We start from the raw sequence: 13,116 nt of genomic DNA, 5'->3' as shown, positions 1-13,116 counted from the left end.
ATATCTGCGCACCGTAAACAGCCCGAGGTCTCCGCGTCAATGCCCGCTCTCCCAGGCCCAGCCTGACGGCGCGGTTGGCTGAAACATTTCAACAGGTAGACTGGACGCTTCCAGCCAGGTGACCAGAAGGGCTTTCCCCCGGTGACCGACATCCACAGGCCGGCCGAGCGCCGCCGGCTCAGCATGGTCGACGTCGCGGCCCACGCCGGCGTGTCCGTGGGCACGGTCTCCAACGTGCTCAACCGGCCCGAGCTGGTCGCCGAGCCGACGCTGCGCCGGGTGCGCGCCTCCATCAAGGCGCTCGGCTTCGTGCCCAGCGCGCCCGCCCGGCAGTTGCGCGGCGGCTCCGGCCGCTCGGTGGGCGTCATGGTGCGCGACATCGGCAACCCGTTCTTCTCCGAGGTGCTGCCCGGCATCGAGACCAGGCTGTCGCAGGAGCAGCTCCTGCTCGTGCTCTGCAGCTCCGGCGACTCGATCGAGAAGGAAGCCCACTACCTGCAGATCCTGGAGCAGCACCGGGTGCCCGGCATCCTCATCACGCCCGCCGGGCAGGACATCTCCCACCTGGTCGAGCTGCGCCGGCGCGGCATCGGCATGGTGCTGCTCGACCGGCCGGGCGCCGACTCCCAGCTGTGCGCGGTGGCGGTCGACAACGTCCGGGGCGGCGAGCTGGCCGGCGCGCACCTGCTGTCGCTGGGCCACCGGCGCATCGCGTTCCTCAACGGGCCGCCGATCGTGCGGCAGTGCGCCGACCGCAGGGAAGGGCTGGTCAAGGCGGTGCGCGCGGCCGGGCTCGACCCCGACGAGGTGATCACCGAGATCACGCTGCCCGCGCTCACCCCGCGTGAGGGTGAGGCCGCGCTGGAGCGGCTGCCGGCGCGCGGCGGGCCGACGGCGCTGTTCTGCGTCAACGACACGGTGGCGCTGGGCGCGCTGCGCGGGCTGGAGCGGCGCGGCGTCTCGGTGCCGCACGACATGGCGGTCATGGGCTACGACGACGTGGAGTTCGCGGCCTTGCTGTCGCCTGCGCTGACCTCGGTGCGCCAGCCGAAGCACCAGCTCGGCCAGGCCGCCGCCGAGCTGCTGCTGACCGACGCGCGGGGCGACTCGGGCCACTGGCACCAGGAGATCGTCTTCCAGCCGGAGCTCATGGTCAGGGCGTCGACGAGCGGCTAGGCGCGTTTCAAAGCCGATCCTCGCAGGAAAACGGGTCTTGCCGGGCCGCCTTCTGGGCGTCATTGTTGAGACGTTTAAATCCAGGAGGTCCCATGCGTTGGCTCGTCGCCTTCCTCTTACTCCTCGTCGCCGCCGTCCCCGCTGACGCCACAGCCGCGTTGCCGTACCCGACCCGCTCCGACTACCGCATCAAGGGCCTCCAGCCGGACTTCTGGCCCGACAAGAACGAAATATCCGGCAACAACGCCGGCGGCGTCGCCATGAACCTCGTCTGGTCCGACTGGGAGCCCACCGTCAGGACCCCGCCGTGCGCCTCGGGCGCCCAGGAGTTCGGCGGACGCTGCTACACCGTCAACGCCGCCGTCGACTCCGCCGTCAAGGACTGGACCGCCCGCGGCCTCGTCGTCACCGCCGTCGTCTACGGCACCCCCGCCTGGGCGCGGCAGGGCCGCACCTGCACCCCGCACGCCCCCGGCTTCGAGAAGTTCTGCGTGCCGAACGACCCCGCCGAGTACGGCCGCTTCGCCGGCATGCTCGCCCAGCGCTACGACGGGCAGCACGGCAACGGCCGCATCGCCGACTTCGTCGTCATGAACGAGGTCAACAGCAACATCTGGTTCGACATCGGCTGCGGCCAGGGCACGCCCTGCGACACCACCGCCTGGCTCGACGCGATCGCCGCCACGTACAACGCCGCCTACGACGCCGTCATGGCCCAGCAGCCCACCGCCAAGGTCCTCACCTCGCTCGACCACTACTTCGGCACCGCCTACGACCGGCCCGCCGCGCACGAGGCCATGCTGTCGGGCATGACCGTGCTCAAGGGCCTGGCCGCCCGGGCGGGCAACCGGGCCTGGCGCGTCGCCTACCACCCGTACCCGCCGAACCTGCTGGCGCCGCAGTTCTCCGCCGACGACTTCCCCCGCGTCACCTACGGCAACATCGGCGTGCTCGTGGGCTGGCTGCGGCAGCAGTTCCCCGGCACGCCCTCGGCCTGGCAGGTGCAGCTCACCGAGAGCGGCGTCAACTCCCTGTCGCCCTCGTCGGAGGCCGCCCAGGCCACGCAGCTCTGCAACAGCTTCCGCAACGTCCTCGGCACCCCGGGCATCGAGAGCTACATCTGGCACCGCATGACCGACCACCCGGACGAGACGGCCGCCGGTCTCGGCGTGGGCCTGCGCCGTACCGACGGCTCGGCCAAGCCCGCCTGGGCGACCTGGGCGCTGGCCAACCGCGCCGACCTGTCGCCGCCCCGGCTGTCGTGCGGGTTCGAGCTGCTGCCCCACACCCAGCTCCGGCGCGGCTACGACCCGGCCAAGGGGCACGTGGCCACCTCCCGGCTGCTGCCGCCCGGCTTCACCCAGGAGCGCGTGTGGAAGCTGCTGCGCAACCAGGCGGCCGGCACCGTGCCGCTGTACGAGTGCAAGGTCGCCGCGCACACCATGCTCACCCGTGACCCGGGCTGCGAGGGCCAGTTCGCGATGGGGCCGGTCGGCCACATCCACACGAGCCAGGTGCCCGGCTCCGTCGCCCTGCACCGGTGCCGTTCGGCGGGCGGCGACCACCTCGTCACCGACCAGGCCGGCTGCGAGGGTCTCGTCCACGAACAGGTGCTGGGCTACGCGCTGACCTGACCCTCGGGCCGGGCGCGCACGCACAGCAGGGTGTCGCCGCCGGTCAGCACCTCGGTGGCGAACCCGTCCAGCCGCAGCCGCCCCAGCAGGTCGTCGCGCCTGGCCGCGCCGGGCGGCTCGTAGAACAGGAAGAGCGTGCCGCCCGGCGCCAGGGCCCGGCGGATCACGTCCAGCTCGCGGGCGGGGACGCCGGTCCAGAACACGTTGACGTTGACCGCGAAGACCTTGCCGAACGCGCCTTCCGGCAGGTCGGCGTCGGCCAGCGCCGCGGTCCGCAGGATCGCCCGCCCGGCGGCGACGTGGTGGGCGTTGCGCTGCCGGGCGGCCTCGATCATCGTGGCCGAGCGGTCGATCGCGGTGACCGTGGCTCCGGCGTCGCAGGCCAGCTCGACCGCCACGCCGCGGCCGCAGCCGATCTCCAGGATCCGTTCGCCCGCCTGGATGTCGAGCGTGTCGACGGCCCAGGCCAGCCGTTCCGGCACCGCCATGCGGGCACCCTAGCAGCGGGCCGGAACGCCGAAAATCCCTGGACAGCGCCCGATATCCTCTGTGGATGGGACGTGATGAACGCGGTGTGACACCTCAGAGCGAGGACTTCTCTGCCTGGTACAACGAGCTGGTCGCCAAGGCCCAGCTGGTGGACCGGGGACCGGCGAAGGGCACCATGGTCATCCGACCGTATGGCTACCGGCTGTGGGAGCTGCTCCAGGGAGAGCTGGACCGGCGGATCAAGGACACCGGTCACGAGAACGCGTACTTCCCGCTGCTGATCCCGGAGAGCTACCTGCAGCGCGAGGCCCAGCACGTCGAGGGCTTCTCGCCGGAGCTCGCGGTCGTCACCCACGCGGGCGGCAAGGAGCTGGAGGAGCCGCTGATCGTGCGGCCGACCTCCGAGACGATCATCGGCGAGATGATGGCCAAGTGGATCTCCTCCCACCGCGACCTGCCGCTGCTGCTCAACCAGTGGGCCAACGTGGTGCGCTGGGAGATGCGGCCCCGGATGTTCCTGCGCACCACGGAGTTCCTCTGGCAGGAGGGCCACACGGCGCACGCCGACCGGGACGACGCGATGCGCGAGACGATGCTGGCCCTCGACCTCTACGCCGAGGTGGCGCGCGACATCGCGGCGCTGCCGGTGGTGCCGGGCGAGAAGACCGCCGGGGAGCGGTTCGCGGGCGCGGAACGCACGTTCACCATCGAGGCCATGATGCGCGACGGCAAGGCGCTCCAGGCGGGCACCTCCCACTACATGGGGACGAACTTCGCCGAGGCGTTCGACATCCGCTACACCGCCGAGACGGGCAGGCAGGAGACCTGCCACACGACGTCCTGGGGCATGTCGACCCGGATGATCGGCGGCGTGATCATGACGCACGGCGACGACAAGGGCCTGGTGCTGCCGCCCCGCCTCGCGCCGCACCAAGTGGTGATCGTGCCGATCGGCCGGGGCGACGAGGTGCCGGCCGCGGCCCGCGACCTCGCCGGGCGGCTCCGGGCGGCCGGGGTGCGGGTGCACGTCGACGACCGGGCCCATCTGTCGCCGGGTTACCGGTTCAACGACTGGGAGCTGCGCGGGGTGCCGGTCCGGCTGGAGCTCGGGCCGCGTGACCTGGAGTCCGGCACGGTGGTCATGGCCAAGCGGCTCGGCGACGAGGGCAAGCAGCCGATCCCTCTCGACTCGGCCGCCGAGGTGCTGCCGGGGGTGCTGGACGACTTCCAGGCGTTCCTGCTGCGTCGGGCCACCGAGTTCCGCGACGCCCACACGCGGGCGGCCGGCGACTGGGGCTCGTTCACCGATGCCGTCGCCTCGGGCTGGGCGCTGGCCCCGCACTGCGGCGAGCCCGCCTGTGAGGACGACATCAAGGCCGAGACCGGCGCGACGCCCCGGTGCGTCCCGCTCGACGGGGCCGCCGAGAGCGGCGTCTGCGTGCGCTGCGGCCGGCCCGCCGCCTACGGCAAGCGGGTGGTCTTCGGCCGCTCCTACTGACCGGGCCGGCCTCCCGGGATCGGCGGTAGTGACCAGAACTGCTAGTGTGGTCACTACCTCGATCCCGGGAGGCCGCATGCCACGCCCCACGATCCCCGACCGCGCCGCGGTGATCCTCGACCACGCCCGCGCCGTGATCCTGGAGAAGGGCTACCCGCGCGCCACCATCGCCGACATCGCCCGGCGCGCCGGCATCGGCAAGGGCGCCGTCTACCTCGACTTCCCCTCCAAGGAGGCGCTGCTCGACGCCGTGCTGGCGCGCTCCATGCGGGAGCTGGCCGCCGCCGTGCGCGGGCGCGTCGAGCGTCACGACGGCCCCGTCACGCTGTCCCAGCTGTACGGCATCAGCATGGACGCGCTGCTGGCCGACGAGCTCATGCTCGCCTTCTACCTGGCCGACACGGCCGTCCTCGGCGACTACGTACGCGACAAGGGCCCCGAACGGTACGGGCCGCGCCTCGACTGGCTGACCGGCTACGCGAGCGACCTGCGCGAGGCCGGGCTGCTGCGCGGCGACGTCGACCCCGACGCGGCCTCGCTGGTGATGTCCGTCTTCTCCGTCGGCCTGATCAACGCCGCCCCCGTGCTGGGCGACCTGCCCCGCGAGCGGCTCGCGCGGGCCGTACGCGAGATGAGTGCGCTGATCAGCGCCGGCTGGGAGCTCGACCCGGCCGGGGCCGACGCGGCGGCGGTGCGCCGGGCGCACGACACCCTGCTCGACCGGCTCGACGCCCAGATGGGAGCACCATGACCACCTCCACCACCGTGCTGCGACTCGACGGCGGCCCGCTCAGCGTGCACCGGAGCGGAGACCCGGCCGCCCCGCCCGTGGTCCTGCTGCACGGCGCGATGCTGGACGTCGCCCCGCTCATCTGGCGTCACCTGATCCCCGCCCTGGCGGGCACCCGGCACGTGATCGCCCCCGACCTGCCCCGGCACGGCGGCTCACGCCCCTGGACCGGCACCCTGGACCAGCAGCGGCTGGAAGGCGTGCTCGACGACATGCTCGACCGGCTCGGCGTCGCCCGGGCCCCGTTCGTCGGCCTGTCGATGGGCGGCGGCCTCGCGACCGGCTACGCGCTCACCCGCCCCGAACGGGTCAGCGCGCTCGTCGCGGTCAACCCGGGCGGGCTGGACGACGTGCGCCCCTGGCAGTTCGTCACCTGGCTCGCGCTGCGCTCCCGGCCCGCGCTGCGCTGGACCATGAAGTGGCTGGCCTCCTCCGCCTACCTGCGGCGTTCCATGGTCGACGCGCTCACCGAAGGGGAGCGTACGCGCGACTTCGCGGAGGTGATGGCGATGACCGAGGCCGAGGCGCGCGCCCGCGCCGCGCACGGCGAGGCCGCCCTGGACGACTGGCAGATCACCGCGTACGGGCCGCGCCGCATGCGGCTGAACCACCTGCCGCACCTGCACCGGCTCGCGGTGCCGTCGCTGTGGGTGCACGGCGAGCACGACACCGCCGTGAACGAGGCCGTCGTCCGCCGCGCCGCCTCGCTCGCCCCCGGCGGCCGCTACGCCGTCGTGCCCGGCGCGGGCCACCTGGCCCCGCTGGACCGGCCCGACGAGGTCAACGCCCTGGTCATGGGCCTGCTGGACGAAGTTCAGCCGGTTCGTCGGCGAAAGTGATCACGATGTAGCGGCCGTTGGCGTAGCTGACCACGGGCCGCCCCAGCCTCTCGCCCGCCTGCCGCGCGACCGCCTGGAACAGCTCCACCATCTCGGGCGTGTCGGCGCTCACCCGGAACCGCCCGTGGGTGGTGAGGTGCTCGACGACCAGCGGCACGAAGCCCGCCTCACTCCGGGCCCTTTCGTCCGTGGTGAGCGGGGTGCGGCGGAACGCGGGCTGCGTCATCACTGGTCTCCTTACGACGGCCGCCTCCCAGAATGCCACCCGCCGACCACGCCCACCGCATGACCGGGCGGAATCGTCCTTTCGTCCGGTGCAGCGGGGCGGGACCTCCGGCCTATGATCGGCCGGACACCTGGCCACCGACGACAAGGACACCCATGCCCCTGCTGGCCCGCATGCTCGCCGCACCCCTGTTCATCGACGTACGGGCCGGCGCGGTCGCCGGTCTGGGCACGCTGCTGTCCGATCTGCAGATCGCCCGCAGCGGCCGGGTGGCCGTCGCCGTCGGCCCAAGCCAGGGCGACGCCATCCGCGACGAGCTGCGCATCGACGGCGCCGAGGTGCTCCGCATCCCCGACGGCAGCCTGGCCTCGGCCGTCGAGCTCGGGCAGCGGCTGCGCTCCGGCCAGTTCGAGGCGATCGCGGGCATCGGCGGCGGCAAGACGATCGACGTGGCCAAGTTCGCCGCGCACATGGCGGGCATCCCGATGGTCGCGGTGACCACGAGCCTGGGCCACGACGGCATCGCCTCACCCGTCAGCACGCTGCGCCACGAATCGGGCACCGGCTCCTACGGGGTCGTCATGCCGACGGCCGTCCTGGTGGACCTCGACCGCGTCCGGTCCGCCCCGGCCGCGCTGTCCACGGCCGGGATCGGCGACGTGATCAGCGACCTGTCGGCGGTGGCCGACTGGGAGCTGGCCGCGGCCGAGGCAGGCGAGCAGATCGACGGCCTGGCGGTGGCGATGGCCAGGTCGGCGGCTCTGGTGGTGCTGCACCAGCCGGGCCCGGCGCGCGGCGACGAGTTCCTCACCGTGCTGGCCGAGTCGCTGATCATGTCGGGCATGTCGATGGCCGTGGCCGGGTCCAGCCGCCCGGCCAGCGGCGGCGATCACGAGATCATGCACGCCGTCAACGAGCTCTTCCCCGGCACGGCCAGCCACGGCGAGCTCGCCGGAGTGGGCGCGCTGTTCTGCACGTTCCTGCGCGGCGACGACGCCAAGGCCGAGCTCATCTCCGCGTGCCTGCGCCGCCACGGCCTCCCGCGCACGCCCGCCGACCTCGGCCTGTCGGACGCCGACTTCGCCAAGGCCGTGGCGTACGCGCCGCGCACCCGTCCGGGCCGCTACACCATCCTCGAGCACCTCGACCTCTCCGAGCCCCAGCTCACCGACCGCGTGAGCGCCTACGTCAAGACGTTCACGGCCTGACCACTCCTCAGGCGTCCGATCGGAGGGCCGCTTCCGGGGCGCCGGGGCCGCGGACGCTGGACAGGAACGCCCTGGTCCGTTCGTGGGCCGGGTTGGCCAGGAGCTCGGCGGGGCGGCCCTGCTCGACGACGACGCCGTCGGCGAAGAAGGTGAGCCGGTCGCCGACCTCGCGGGCGAAGGCGATCTCGTGGGTGACGACGACCATGGTCATCCCGTCGGCGGCCAGGTCGCGCATGACCTCCAGGACCTCGTCGACCAGTTCGGGGTCCAGCGCCGAGGTGGGCTCGTCGAAGAGCATCAGGGCGGGGTTCATGGCGAGCGCCCTGGCGATGGCGACCCGCTGCTGCTGGCCGCCGGAGAGCTGGTGCGGCCGTTTGTGCGCGTGGTCGGCGAGGCCGACCCGGTCGAGGAGTTCGAGCGCCAGCTTGCCGGCCTGGTCCTTGGGGGTGCCGAGGACGTGGACGGGCCCGCAGGCGACGTTCTCCTGCGCGCTGTGGTGGGCGAACAGGTTGAAGCGCTGGAACACCATGCCGATGTTCTTGCGGAAGGCCGCGTACTCCTTGGGCGACCAGGGGTGGTAGCGGCCGTCGCGGAGGGTGTGGCCGACCTCCTCGCCGAGCACGCGCAGGCTGCCGCCGAGCACCGGTTCGAGGCCGTTGAGGCAGCGCAGGAACGTGGACTTGCCGGAGCCGGACGGGCCGATGACGCAGCTGACCTCGCCGGCGGCGACCTCGAAGTCGACGCCGTTGAGCACCTGGACGTCGCCGTAGCTCATGCGCACGCCCGTGGCGCGCACGACGGGGCTCACGCGGGCACCTTGGGCAGGACCTTGGCGGCGACGCCGCCGCGCCGGACGAGCCGGACGGCGTCGGAGCCGAAGCGGCGTTCCAGCCGGCCTTGCAGGAAGGTGGCGACGGTGGTCAGGAGCAGGTACCAGAGGCTGGCCACGATGAGCAGCTCCATGATCATGTTGTTGGTCTTGTAGATCTGGCTCGCGTTGGTCATCAGGTCGTGCCCGGCGACGACGTACACGAGTGAGGTGGTCTTCAGCATGGAGATGAACTCGTTGCCCGTCGGCGGGATGATGATGCGCAGCGCCTGGGGCAGCACGATCACCCGCATGCGCTTGGCCGGGGTCATGCCGAGCGCGTAGGCGGCCTCGCTCTGGCCGGTGTCGACGGCCTGGATGCCGGCGCGCACGGTTTCGGCGAAGTAGGCGGCCAGGTTGAGCCCGAGTCCCAGCATGGCGGCGGTGAACCCGGTCATCACCTGGTTGGTGTCCCACATGAGGCCGATCGAGGTGAACGGGATCTTGATGATGAGGGCCGGGAACAGGAAGGCCAGGTTGTACCAGAAGATGAGCTGGACCAGCACGGGCGTGCCGCGGAAGAACCAGATGTAGAGCGTCGCCAGCCGGCTCAGCACCGGGTTGTGCGCCAGCCGCATGATCGCGATGACCACGCCGAGCACCAGGCCGAGGATCGTGGCCAGGACGGACAGTTCGACGGTGACCCAGACGCCGGCCAGGATCCGCTCGTTGAACAGGTACGTGGCCACCGCGCTCCAGTCGAGGCGCGGGTTGACGACGATGAGGAAGAGCAGCCAGCCGAAGATCGCCAGGGCGGCCACGGCGGACAGGACGCGGCCCCAGTGGCGGGTGCGGGCGACGGGGATCATGGCCCCCGACGGGCCGGCGATCGGTTCGGTGCGCACGCTACTTCCCGCCGTTGACGACGGCCGACTCGACGGCGAGCTTGTCGAGGTTCCAGGCGGCGAGGATCTTGCCGTACTCGCCGCTCTTGATCAGGGAGTCGAGCGCGCCCTTGACCGATTCGATGAGGGCGGTGTTGTCGGGCTTCATCCCGATTCCCCACGGGCTTTCGGTGCCTTCGAGCGCGATGGCTTCGACCTCGACCTTGGGGTCGGCGGCCTTGTAGGCGGCCACGACGTAGTCGGTGATGGTCGCCTGGGCGCGGCCGTTGATGACCTGGAGCATGGCCTCGGTGTCGCCGGGGAACTTGAGGATGTTCAGCGCCTGCTTGCCGCCGGACTTGCAGTCGGCGTCGTACTTCTCGGCGAGCTCCAGGGACGAGCCGTTGTCGACGACGGAGACGGTCTTGCCGCACAGGTCGGCGGGGGTGCTGACGCCGGCCGGGTTGCCCTTCTTGACGAGCAGGCCGGAGCCGGCCTTCACGTAGTCGACGAAGGTGATCTTCGCCTGGCGTTCGGCGTTGTCGGTCATGGAGGAGATCACGAAGTCGTAGCGGCCGGTGAGCACGCCGGGGATCTGGGAGTTGAACTCCTCGTCCGTGAGCGTGTACTTGACGCCGAGCTTCCTGGCGATGGCCCTGGCCAGCGCGGGGTCGAAGCCGATGGCCGTCTTGCCGTCGCTCGCCCACAGCTCCATGGGCGGGTAGCCGATGGAGGAGACGACCTTCAGCCCCTCGGCCTTGACGTCCGCGGGGACCTTGGCCGCGAGCTCCTTGTCCGGGGTGATGGCGTTGATGACGCCAGCCGCCTTCTCCTCGGCGGGGGCCTGGTCGAGGACCACCTCCGCCGCGGGCTCCGCGTCGCCACCGGCGGCGGCGTCGAGGGACTGGGCGCCGCAGGCGGCGCTGGCGGCCAGCAGGGCGCCGCTGACGAGCAGGGTGGGGATACGGGTGTTCACGGGGGGTGGCTCTCCTTCAGGCTCGCTGCCAGCGGACTTCGCCGCCGACAACGGTGGTCATGACCTTGGTGCGCAGCACCGCGTCTGGCGACTCCTGGTAGGGGTCGGTGTCCACCGCGATGAAGTCGGCGAGCATGCCGGGGACGAGGAGGCCCTTGCGGTCCTGCTCGCCTGCCGCGTAGGCCGCGCCGAGGGTGTGCGCGGTGATCGCTTCGGCCATGCTCAGCCGCTGTTCCGGCTGCCATCCGCCGACGGGGGTGCCGTCCTGGCGGGTACGGGTCACCGCGGCGTACAGCGCGGCGAACGGATCGGGGTGCTCGACGGGGGCGTCGGAGCCGAAGGCCAGCGCGACGCCGGCGTTCAGCATGCCGCGCCAGGCGTAGGAGGCCAGGTCGTGGCCGGCGAGCAGCGAGTCGACGAGGTCGATGTCGCTGGTGCAGTGGACGGGCTGCATGGAGGCGACGACGCCGAGCCTGGCCATCCTGGTCAGGTCGGCCGGGCGCAGGTGCTGGGCGTGCTCGATGCGGTGGCGCAGCCCGGGGGTGCGGCCGATGGCCTCGTAGGCGTCCAGCACGAGGTGGTTGGCCTGGTCGCCGATGGCGTGCGTGGCGATCGCGACGCCGGCGTCCGCCGCGGTCCTGAACAGCTTGACGAGGTCGTCGTACGGGGTGACCGCGATGCCGACGTTGTCCGAGTCGCCGGCGAACGCCTCGCTCATGTGGCAGGTGTGCGAGCCGAGCGCGCCGTCGCTGAAGATCTTGACCGGCCCGGTGCGGATCCAGTCGTCGCCCTGGCCGGTGCGGCGTCCTTCGGCGATGGCCGCTTCCAGGTGGACGGTCGGGATCGCCTTGTGCACGCGGATCTTGAGCTGGCCGGCGTCGCGCAGCCGCAGGTAGGCGTCGCGGCAGTCCTCGCCGTCGATGTCGTGCACGCTGGTGAGGCCGAGGGAGAGCAGTTCGTCCTGGGCGCGGCGCAGCTTGTCGCTCAGGTCGTCGGAGACCATGAGGGCGCGCAGCGGGTAGGAGGCGGACTCGCGCAGGATGCCGGTGGGCTCGCCGTTCGCGTCCCTGACGATCTCGCCGCCGACGGGGTCGGGGGTGGTGGCGTCGATGCCGGCCAGGCGCAGGGCGGCGGAGTTGGCCCACACGGTATGGCCGTCGATGTTCGGCAGCGCGATCGGCAGGTCGCCGCTGACGGAGTCGAGCGCGTACCGGTCGGGCTGGGCCGGGGGGTTCCAGGTGTTGCTGTTCCACCGGCCGCCGAACAGCCAGGCGCCGGGGCGCAACCTGGCGACGTGCGCGCCGATCAGGGTGAGCGCGTCGGCCAGGGAGCGGACGTCGCGCAGGTCGATGGCGTCGAGGCTGTGGGCGTACTGGGCGGTGTGGATGTGGGCGTCGTAGAGGCCGGGCAGGACGGCGGCGCCGTCCAGGTCGACGAGTTCGGCGCCGTGGCCCGCGGCCTCGCGGACCTCGGCCTCGGTGCCGACGGCCACGAGGTGCTCGCCGTCCACGGCCATGGCCTGGGCCGGCGGGCGGCCGTCCGCCCCGGTGTGGATGGCGGCGTTGCGGTACACACGGATGCTCAAAGTGACTCTCAAGGGTGCTGGAGTGACGGTGAGCATCACTGTAGGAGTAGCTAAAAGAACGCGGAAGCGCTATAAACACGGCATTTAGCAACCCTGAGAGCAAGGAACGCTAATGCTGAAGCCGGAACACCTTCGCACTCTGCGTGAGGTCATCCAGTTGGGCTCCTTCGCCGCGGCGGCGAATCGGCTCGGCTACACCTCCTCGGCCGTCTCCCAGCAGATGGCCGCGCTGGAGAAGAAGATCGGCGTGCGGCTGTTCGAGCGCTCGGCGCACAGCGTGCTGCCGACCGACGCGGCGGAGGTGCTGGCCAGGCACGCCGAGACGGTCCTGGTCGACATCGAGCGCATGATCGCCTCCGTCCAGGCCGTGCACCGGGGCAGCGAGCGGCAGATCCGGCTCGGCGTGTTCCCGAGCTTCGCCGACCGGCTGGCCGAGGTGCTGGGGCAGCTGGAGCAGGCGGACCTGGCCGGGGTGCGGATCTCGGTCGCCGAGCCGTCGCAGCTCATCCCGCACCTGGGCGCGGGCGGCGAGATGGACGCGGCGATCGTCTACCAGGTGGGCAACTCGGGGCTGTCGTGGCCGTCGGCGCTGAGCAGGCGGTGGATCGCCGAGGACCGCTACCGGCTGGTGCTGCCCGCGAGCTGGCCCGACCTGTCGCCGTACCGGGCCGAGCAGCTCGTCGACCTGCCGTGGATCGTGCACCACCCGGGCAGCAGCGACGCCTCGTTCTTCGACGGCGTGTTCTCCCGCTGGGACCTGCACCCCCGGGTGGCCTGCCACTCCGACGACTTCAAGATCACGCTGTCGCTGATCGAGGCCGGGGTGGGCGCGGCGTTCGTCGCCGACCTGGCGCTGGCCCGGCACGGCCCCGGCGTCGTCGTCGCCGACGTGCCCTGGCTGAACACCAGCCGCAGCATCTTCGCCCTGGTCAGGCCGGACCGCGAGACCGCCAGGCTGCGGGCGCTCCTGGACGCCCTGGAGGTCTGAGCGCTATCAATTCCG

13 protein-coding genes are annotated in these 13,116 nt (G+C 71.9%); 7 read left to right on the top strand and 6 right to left on the bottom strand.

Annotated features, from left to right (window positions below):
• Window positions 1-141: 141 nt before the first annotated feature.
• On the top strand, window positions 142-1,176 hold the full coding sequence (locus KME80_RS03755) for a LacI family DNA-binding transcriptional regulator (RefSeq protein WP_308125604.1): 1,035 nt from the start codon (window positions 142-144) through the stop codon (window positions 1,174-1,176).
• Between the two features lie 92 nt (window positions 1,177-1,268).
• The gene (locus tag KME80_RS03750; RefSeq protein WP_219500258.1) at window positions 1,269-2,810 is read left to right on the top strand and encodes a DUF5722 domain-containing protein; all 1,542 of its coding nucleotides are present in this window, start codon (window positions 1,269-1,271) and stop codon (window positions 2,808-2,810) included.
• On the opposite strand, the gene KME80_RS03745 is transcribed toward KME80_RS03750, so the two are convergent.
• Complete coding sequence (locus KME80_RS03745; RefSeq protein WP_219500256.1) at window positions 2,795-3,298, bottom strand: SAM-dependent methyltransferase; 504 nt, start codon at window positions 3,296-3,298, stop codon at window positions 2,795-2,797. The two genes, KME80_RS03750 and KME80_RS03745, sit on opposite strands and share 16 nt — an antisense overlap.
• A 65-nt stretch (window positions 3,299-3,363) precedes the next feature.
• On the opposite strand from KME80_RS03745, the gene proS reads away from it, so the two are divergent.
• The 3 genes from proS to KME80_RS03730 all read left to right on the top strand — a co-directional run bounded on the left by proS (window position 3,364) and on the right by KME80_RS03730 (window position 6,426).
• Window positions 3,364-4,797: a proline--tRNA ligase gene (proS, locus tag KME80_RS03740; protein ID WP_246643905.1), complete on the top strand. Its 1,434-nt coding sequence runs from the start codon at window positions 3,364-3,366 to the stop codon at window positions 4,795-4,797.
• Window positions 4,798-4,873: 76 nt separating this feature from the next.
• Window positions 4,874-5,548, top strand: a complete 675-nt coding sequence (locus KME80_RS03735) for a TetR/AcrR family transcriptional regulator (protein ID WP_219500254.1) — start codon at window positions 4,874-4,876, stop codon at window positions 5,546-5,548.
• Window positions 5,545-6,426, top strand: a complete 882-nt coding sequence (locus KME80_RS03730) for an alpha/beta fold hydrolase (RefSeq protein ID WP_219500252.1) — start codon at window positions 5,545-5,547, stop codon at window positions 6,424-6,426. The genes KME80_RS03735 and KME80_RS03730 overlap by 4 nt, the downstream gene beginning before the upstream one ends.
• Here KME80_RS03730 and KME80_RS03725 read toward each other — a convergent pair.
• Window positions 6,380-6,652: a hypothetical protein gene (locus KME80_RS03725; protein WP_219500250.1), complete on the bottom strand. Its 273-nt coding sequence runs from the start codon at window positions 6,650-6,652 to the stop codon at window positions 6,380-6,382. The genes KME80_RS03730 and KME80_RS03725 overlap by 47 nt on opposite strands.
• A gap of 173 nt (window positions 6,653-6,825) precedes the next feature.
• Here KME80_RS03725 and KME80_RS03720 point away from each other — a divergent pair, with 173 nt between their 5' ends.
• The gene (locus KME80_RS03720; RefSeq protein WP_219500385.1) at window positions 6,826-7,860 is read left to right on the top strand and encodes an iron-containing alcohol dehydrogenase family protein; all 1,035 of its coding nucleotides are present in this window, start codon (window positions 6,826-6,828) and stop codon (window positions 7,858-7,860) included.
• 7 nt (window positions 7,861-7,867) lie between these two features.
• On the opposite strand, the gene KME80_RS03715 is transcribed toward KME80_RS03720, so the two are convergent.
• The 4 genes from KME80_RS03715 to KME80_RS03700 are packed head-to-tail and all read right to left on the bottom strand — an operon-like array spanning window position 7,868 to window position 12,113.
• Window positions 7,868-8,635 (bottom strand): amino acid ABC transporter ATP-binding protein, encoded by a 768-nt coding sequence (locus KME80_RS03715; RefSeq protein WP_219500383.1) that lies wholly within the window; start codon window positions 8,633-8,635, stop codon window positions 7,868-7,870.
• Window positions 8,636-8,664: 29 nt separating this feature from the next.
• Window positions 8,665-9,573 carry an amino acid ABC transporter permease gene (locus KME80_RS03710; RefSeq protein ID WP_308125603.1) on the bottom strand — a complete coding sequence of 303 codons (909 nt, stop codon included), beginning with the start codon at window positions 9,571-9,573 and terminating at the stop codon, window positions 8,665-8,667.
• A 1-nt stretch (window position 9,574) separates the two neighbouring features.
• Complete coding sequence (locus KME80_RS03705; protein WP_219500248.1) at window positions 9,575-10,528, bottom strand: ABC transporter substrate-binding protein; 954 nt, start codon at window positions 10,526-10,528, stop codon at window positions 9,575-9,577.
• A 16-nt stretch (window positions 10,529-10,544) separates the two neighbouring features.
• Window positions 10,545-12,113, bottom strand: coding sequence for an amidohydrolase (locus KME80_RS03700; RefSeq protein ID WP_219500246.1), 1,569 nt, complete (start codon window positions 12,111-12,113; stop codon window positions 10,545-10,547).
• Between the two features lie 112 nt (window positions 12,114-12,225).
• On the opposite strand from KME80_RS03700, the gene KME80_RS03695 reads away from it, so the two are divergent.
• Window positions 12,226-13,101 (top strand): LysR family transcriptional regulator, encoded by an 876-nt coding sequence (locus KME80_RS03695; protein WP_219500244.1) that lies wholly within the window; start codon window positions 12,226-12,228, stop codon window positions 13,099-13,101.
• The last annotated feature ends 15 nt before the right edge of the window (window positions 13,102-13,116 follow it).

Origin of the sequence: Nonomuraea ceibae (assembly GCF_019396325.1) — a bacterium.
Taxonomy (GTDB): Bacteria; Actinomycetota; Actinomycetes; order Streptosporangiales; family Streptosporangiaceae; genus Nonomuraea; species Nonomuraea ceibae.
The sequence above is the reverse complement of the archived record's forward strand: the minus strand, read 5'-3'. Positions and strand labels throughout refer to the sequence as shown.

Excerpts from the sequence above, each read along its gene's own strand:
- KME80_RS03745 (WP_219500256.1), bottom strand. The coding sequence starts at position 3,298 with ATGGCGGTGCCGGAACGGCTGGCCTGGGCCGTCGACACGCTCGACATC.
- KME80_RS03715 (WP_219500383.1), bottom strand. The coding sequence starts at position 8,635 with ATGAGCTACGGCGACGTCCAGGTGCTCAACGGCGTCGACTTCGAGGTC.
- KME80_RS03720 (WP_219500385.1), top strand. The coding sequence starts at position 6,826 with ATGCTCGCCGCACCCCTGTTCATCGACGTACGGGCCGGCGCGGTCGCC.
- KME80_RS03750 (WP_219500258.1), top strand. The coding sequence starts at position 1,269 with ATGCGTTGGCTCGTCGCCTTCCTCTTACTCCTCGTCGCCGCCGTCCCC.
- proS (WP_246643905.1), top strand. The coding sequence starts at position 3,364 with ATGGGACGTGATGAACGCGGTGTGACACCTCAGAGCGAGGACTTCTCT.
- KME80_RS03730 (WP_219500252.1), top strand. The coding sequence starts at position 5,545 with ATGACCACCTCCACCACCGTGCTGCGACTCGACGGCGGCCCGCTCAGC.
- KME80_RS03735 (WP_219500254.1), top strand. The coding sequence starts at position 4,874 with ATGCCACGCCCCACGATCCCCGACCGCGCCGCGGTGATCCTCGACCAC.
- KME80_RS03725 (WP_219500250.1), bottom strand. The coding sequence starts at position 6,652 with ATGACGCAGCCCGCGTTCCGCCGCACCCCGCTCACCACGGACGAAAGG.
- KME80_RS03695 (WP_219500244.1), top strand. The coding sequence starts at position 12,226 with ATGCTGAAGCCGGAACACCTTCGCACTCTGCGTGAGGTCATCCAGTTG.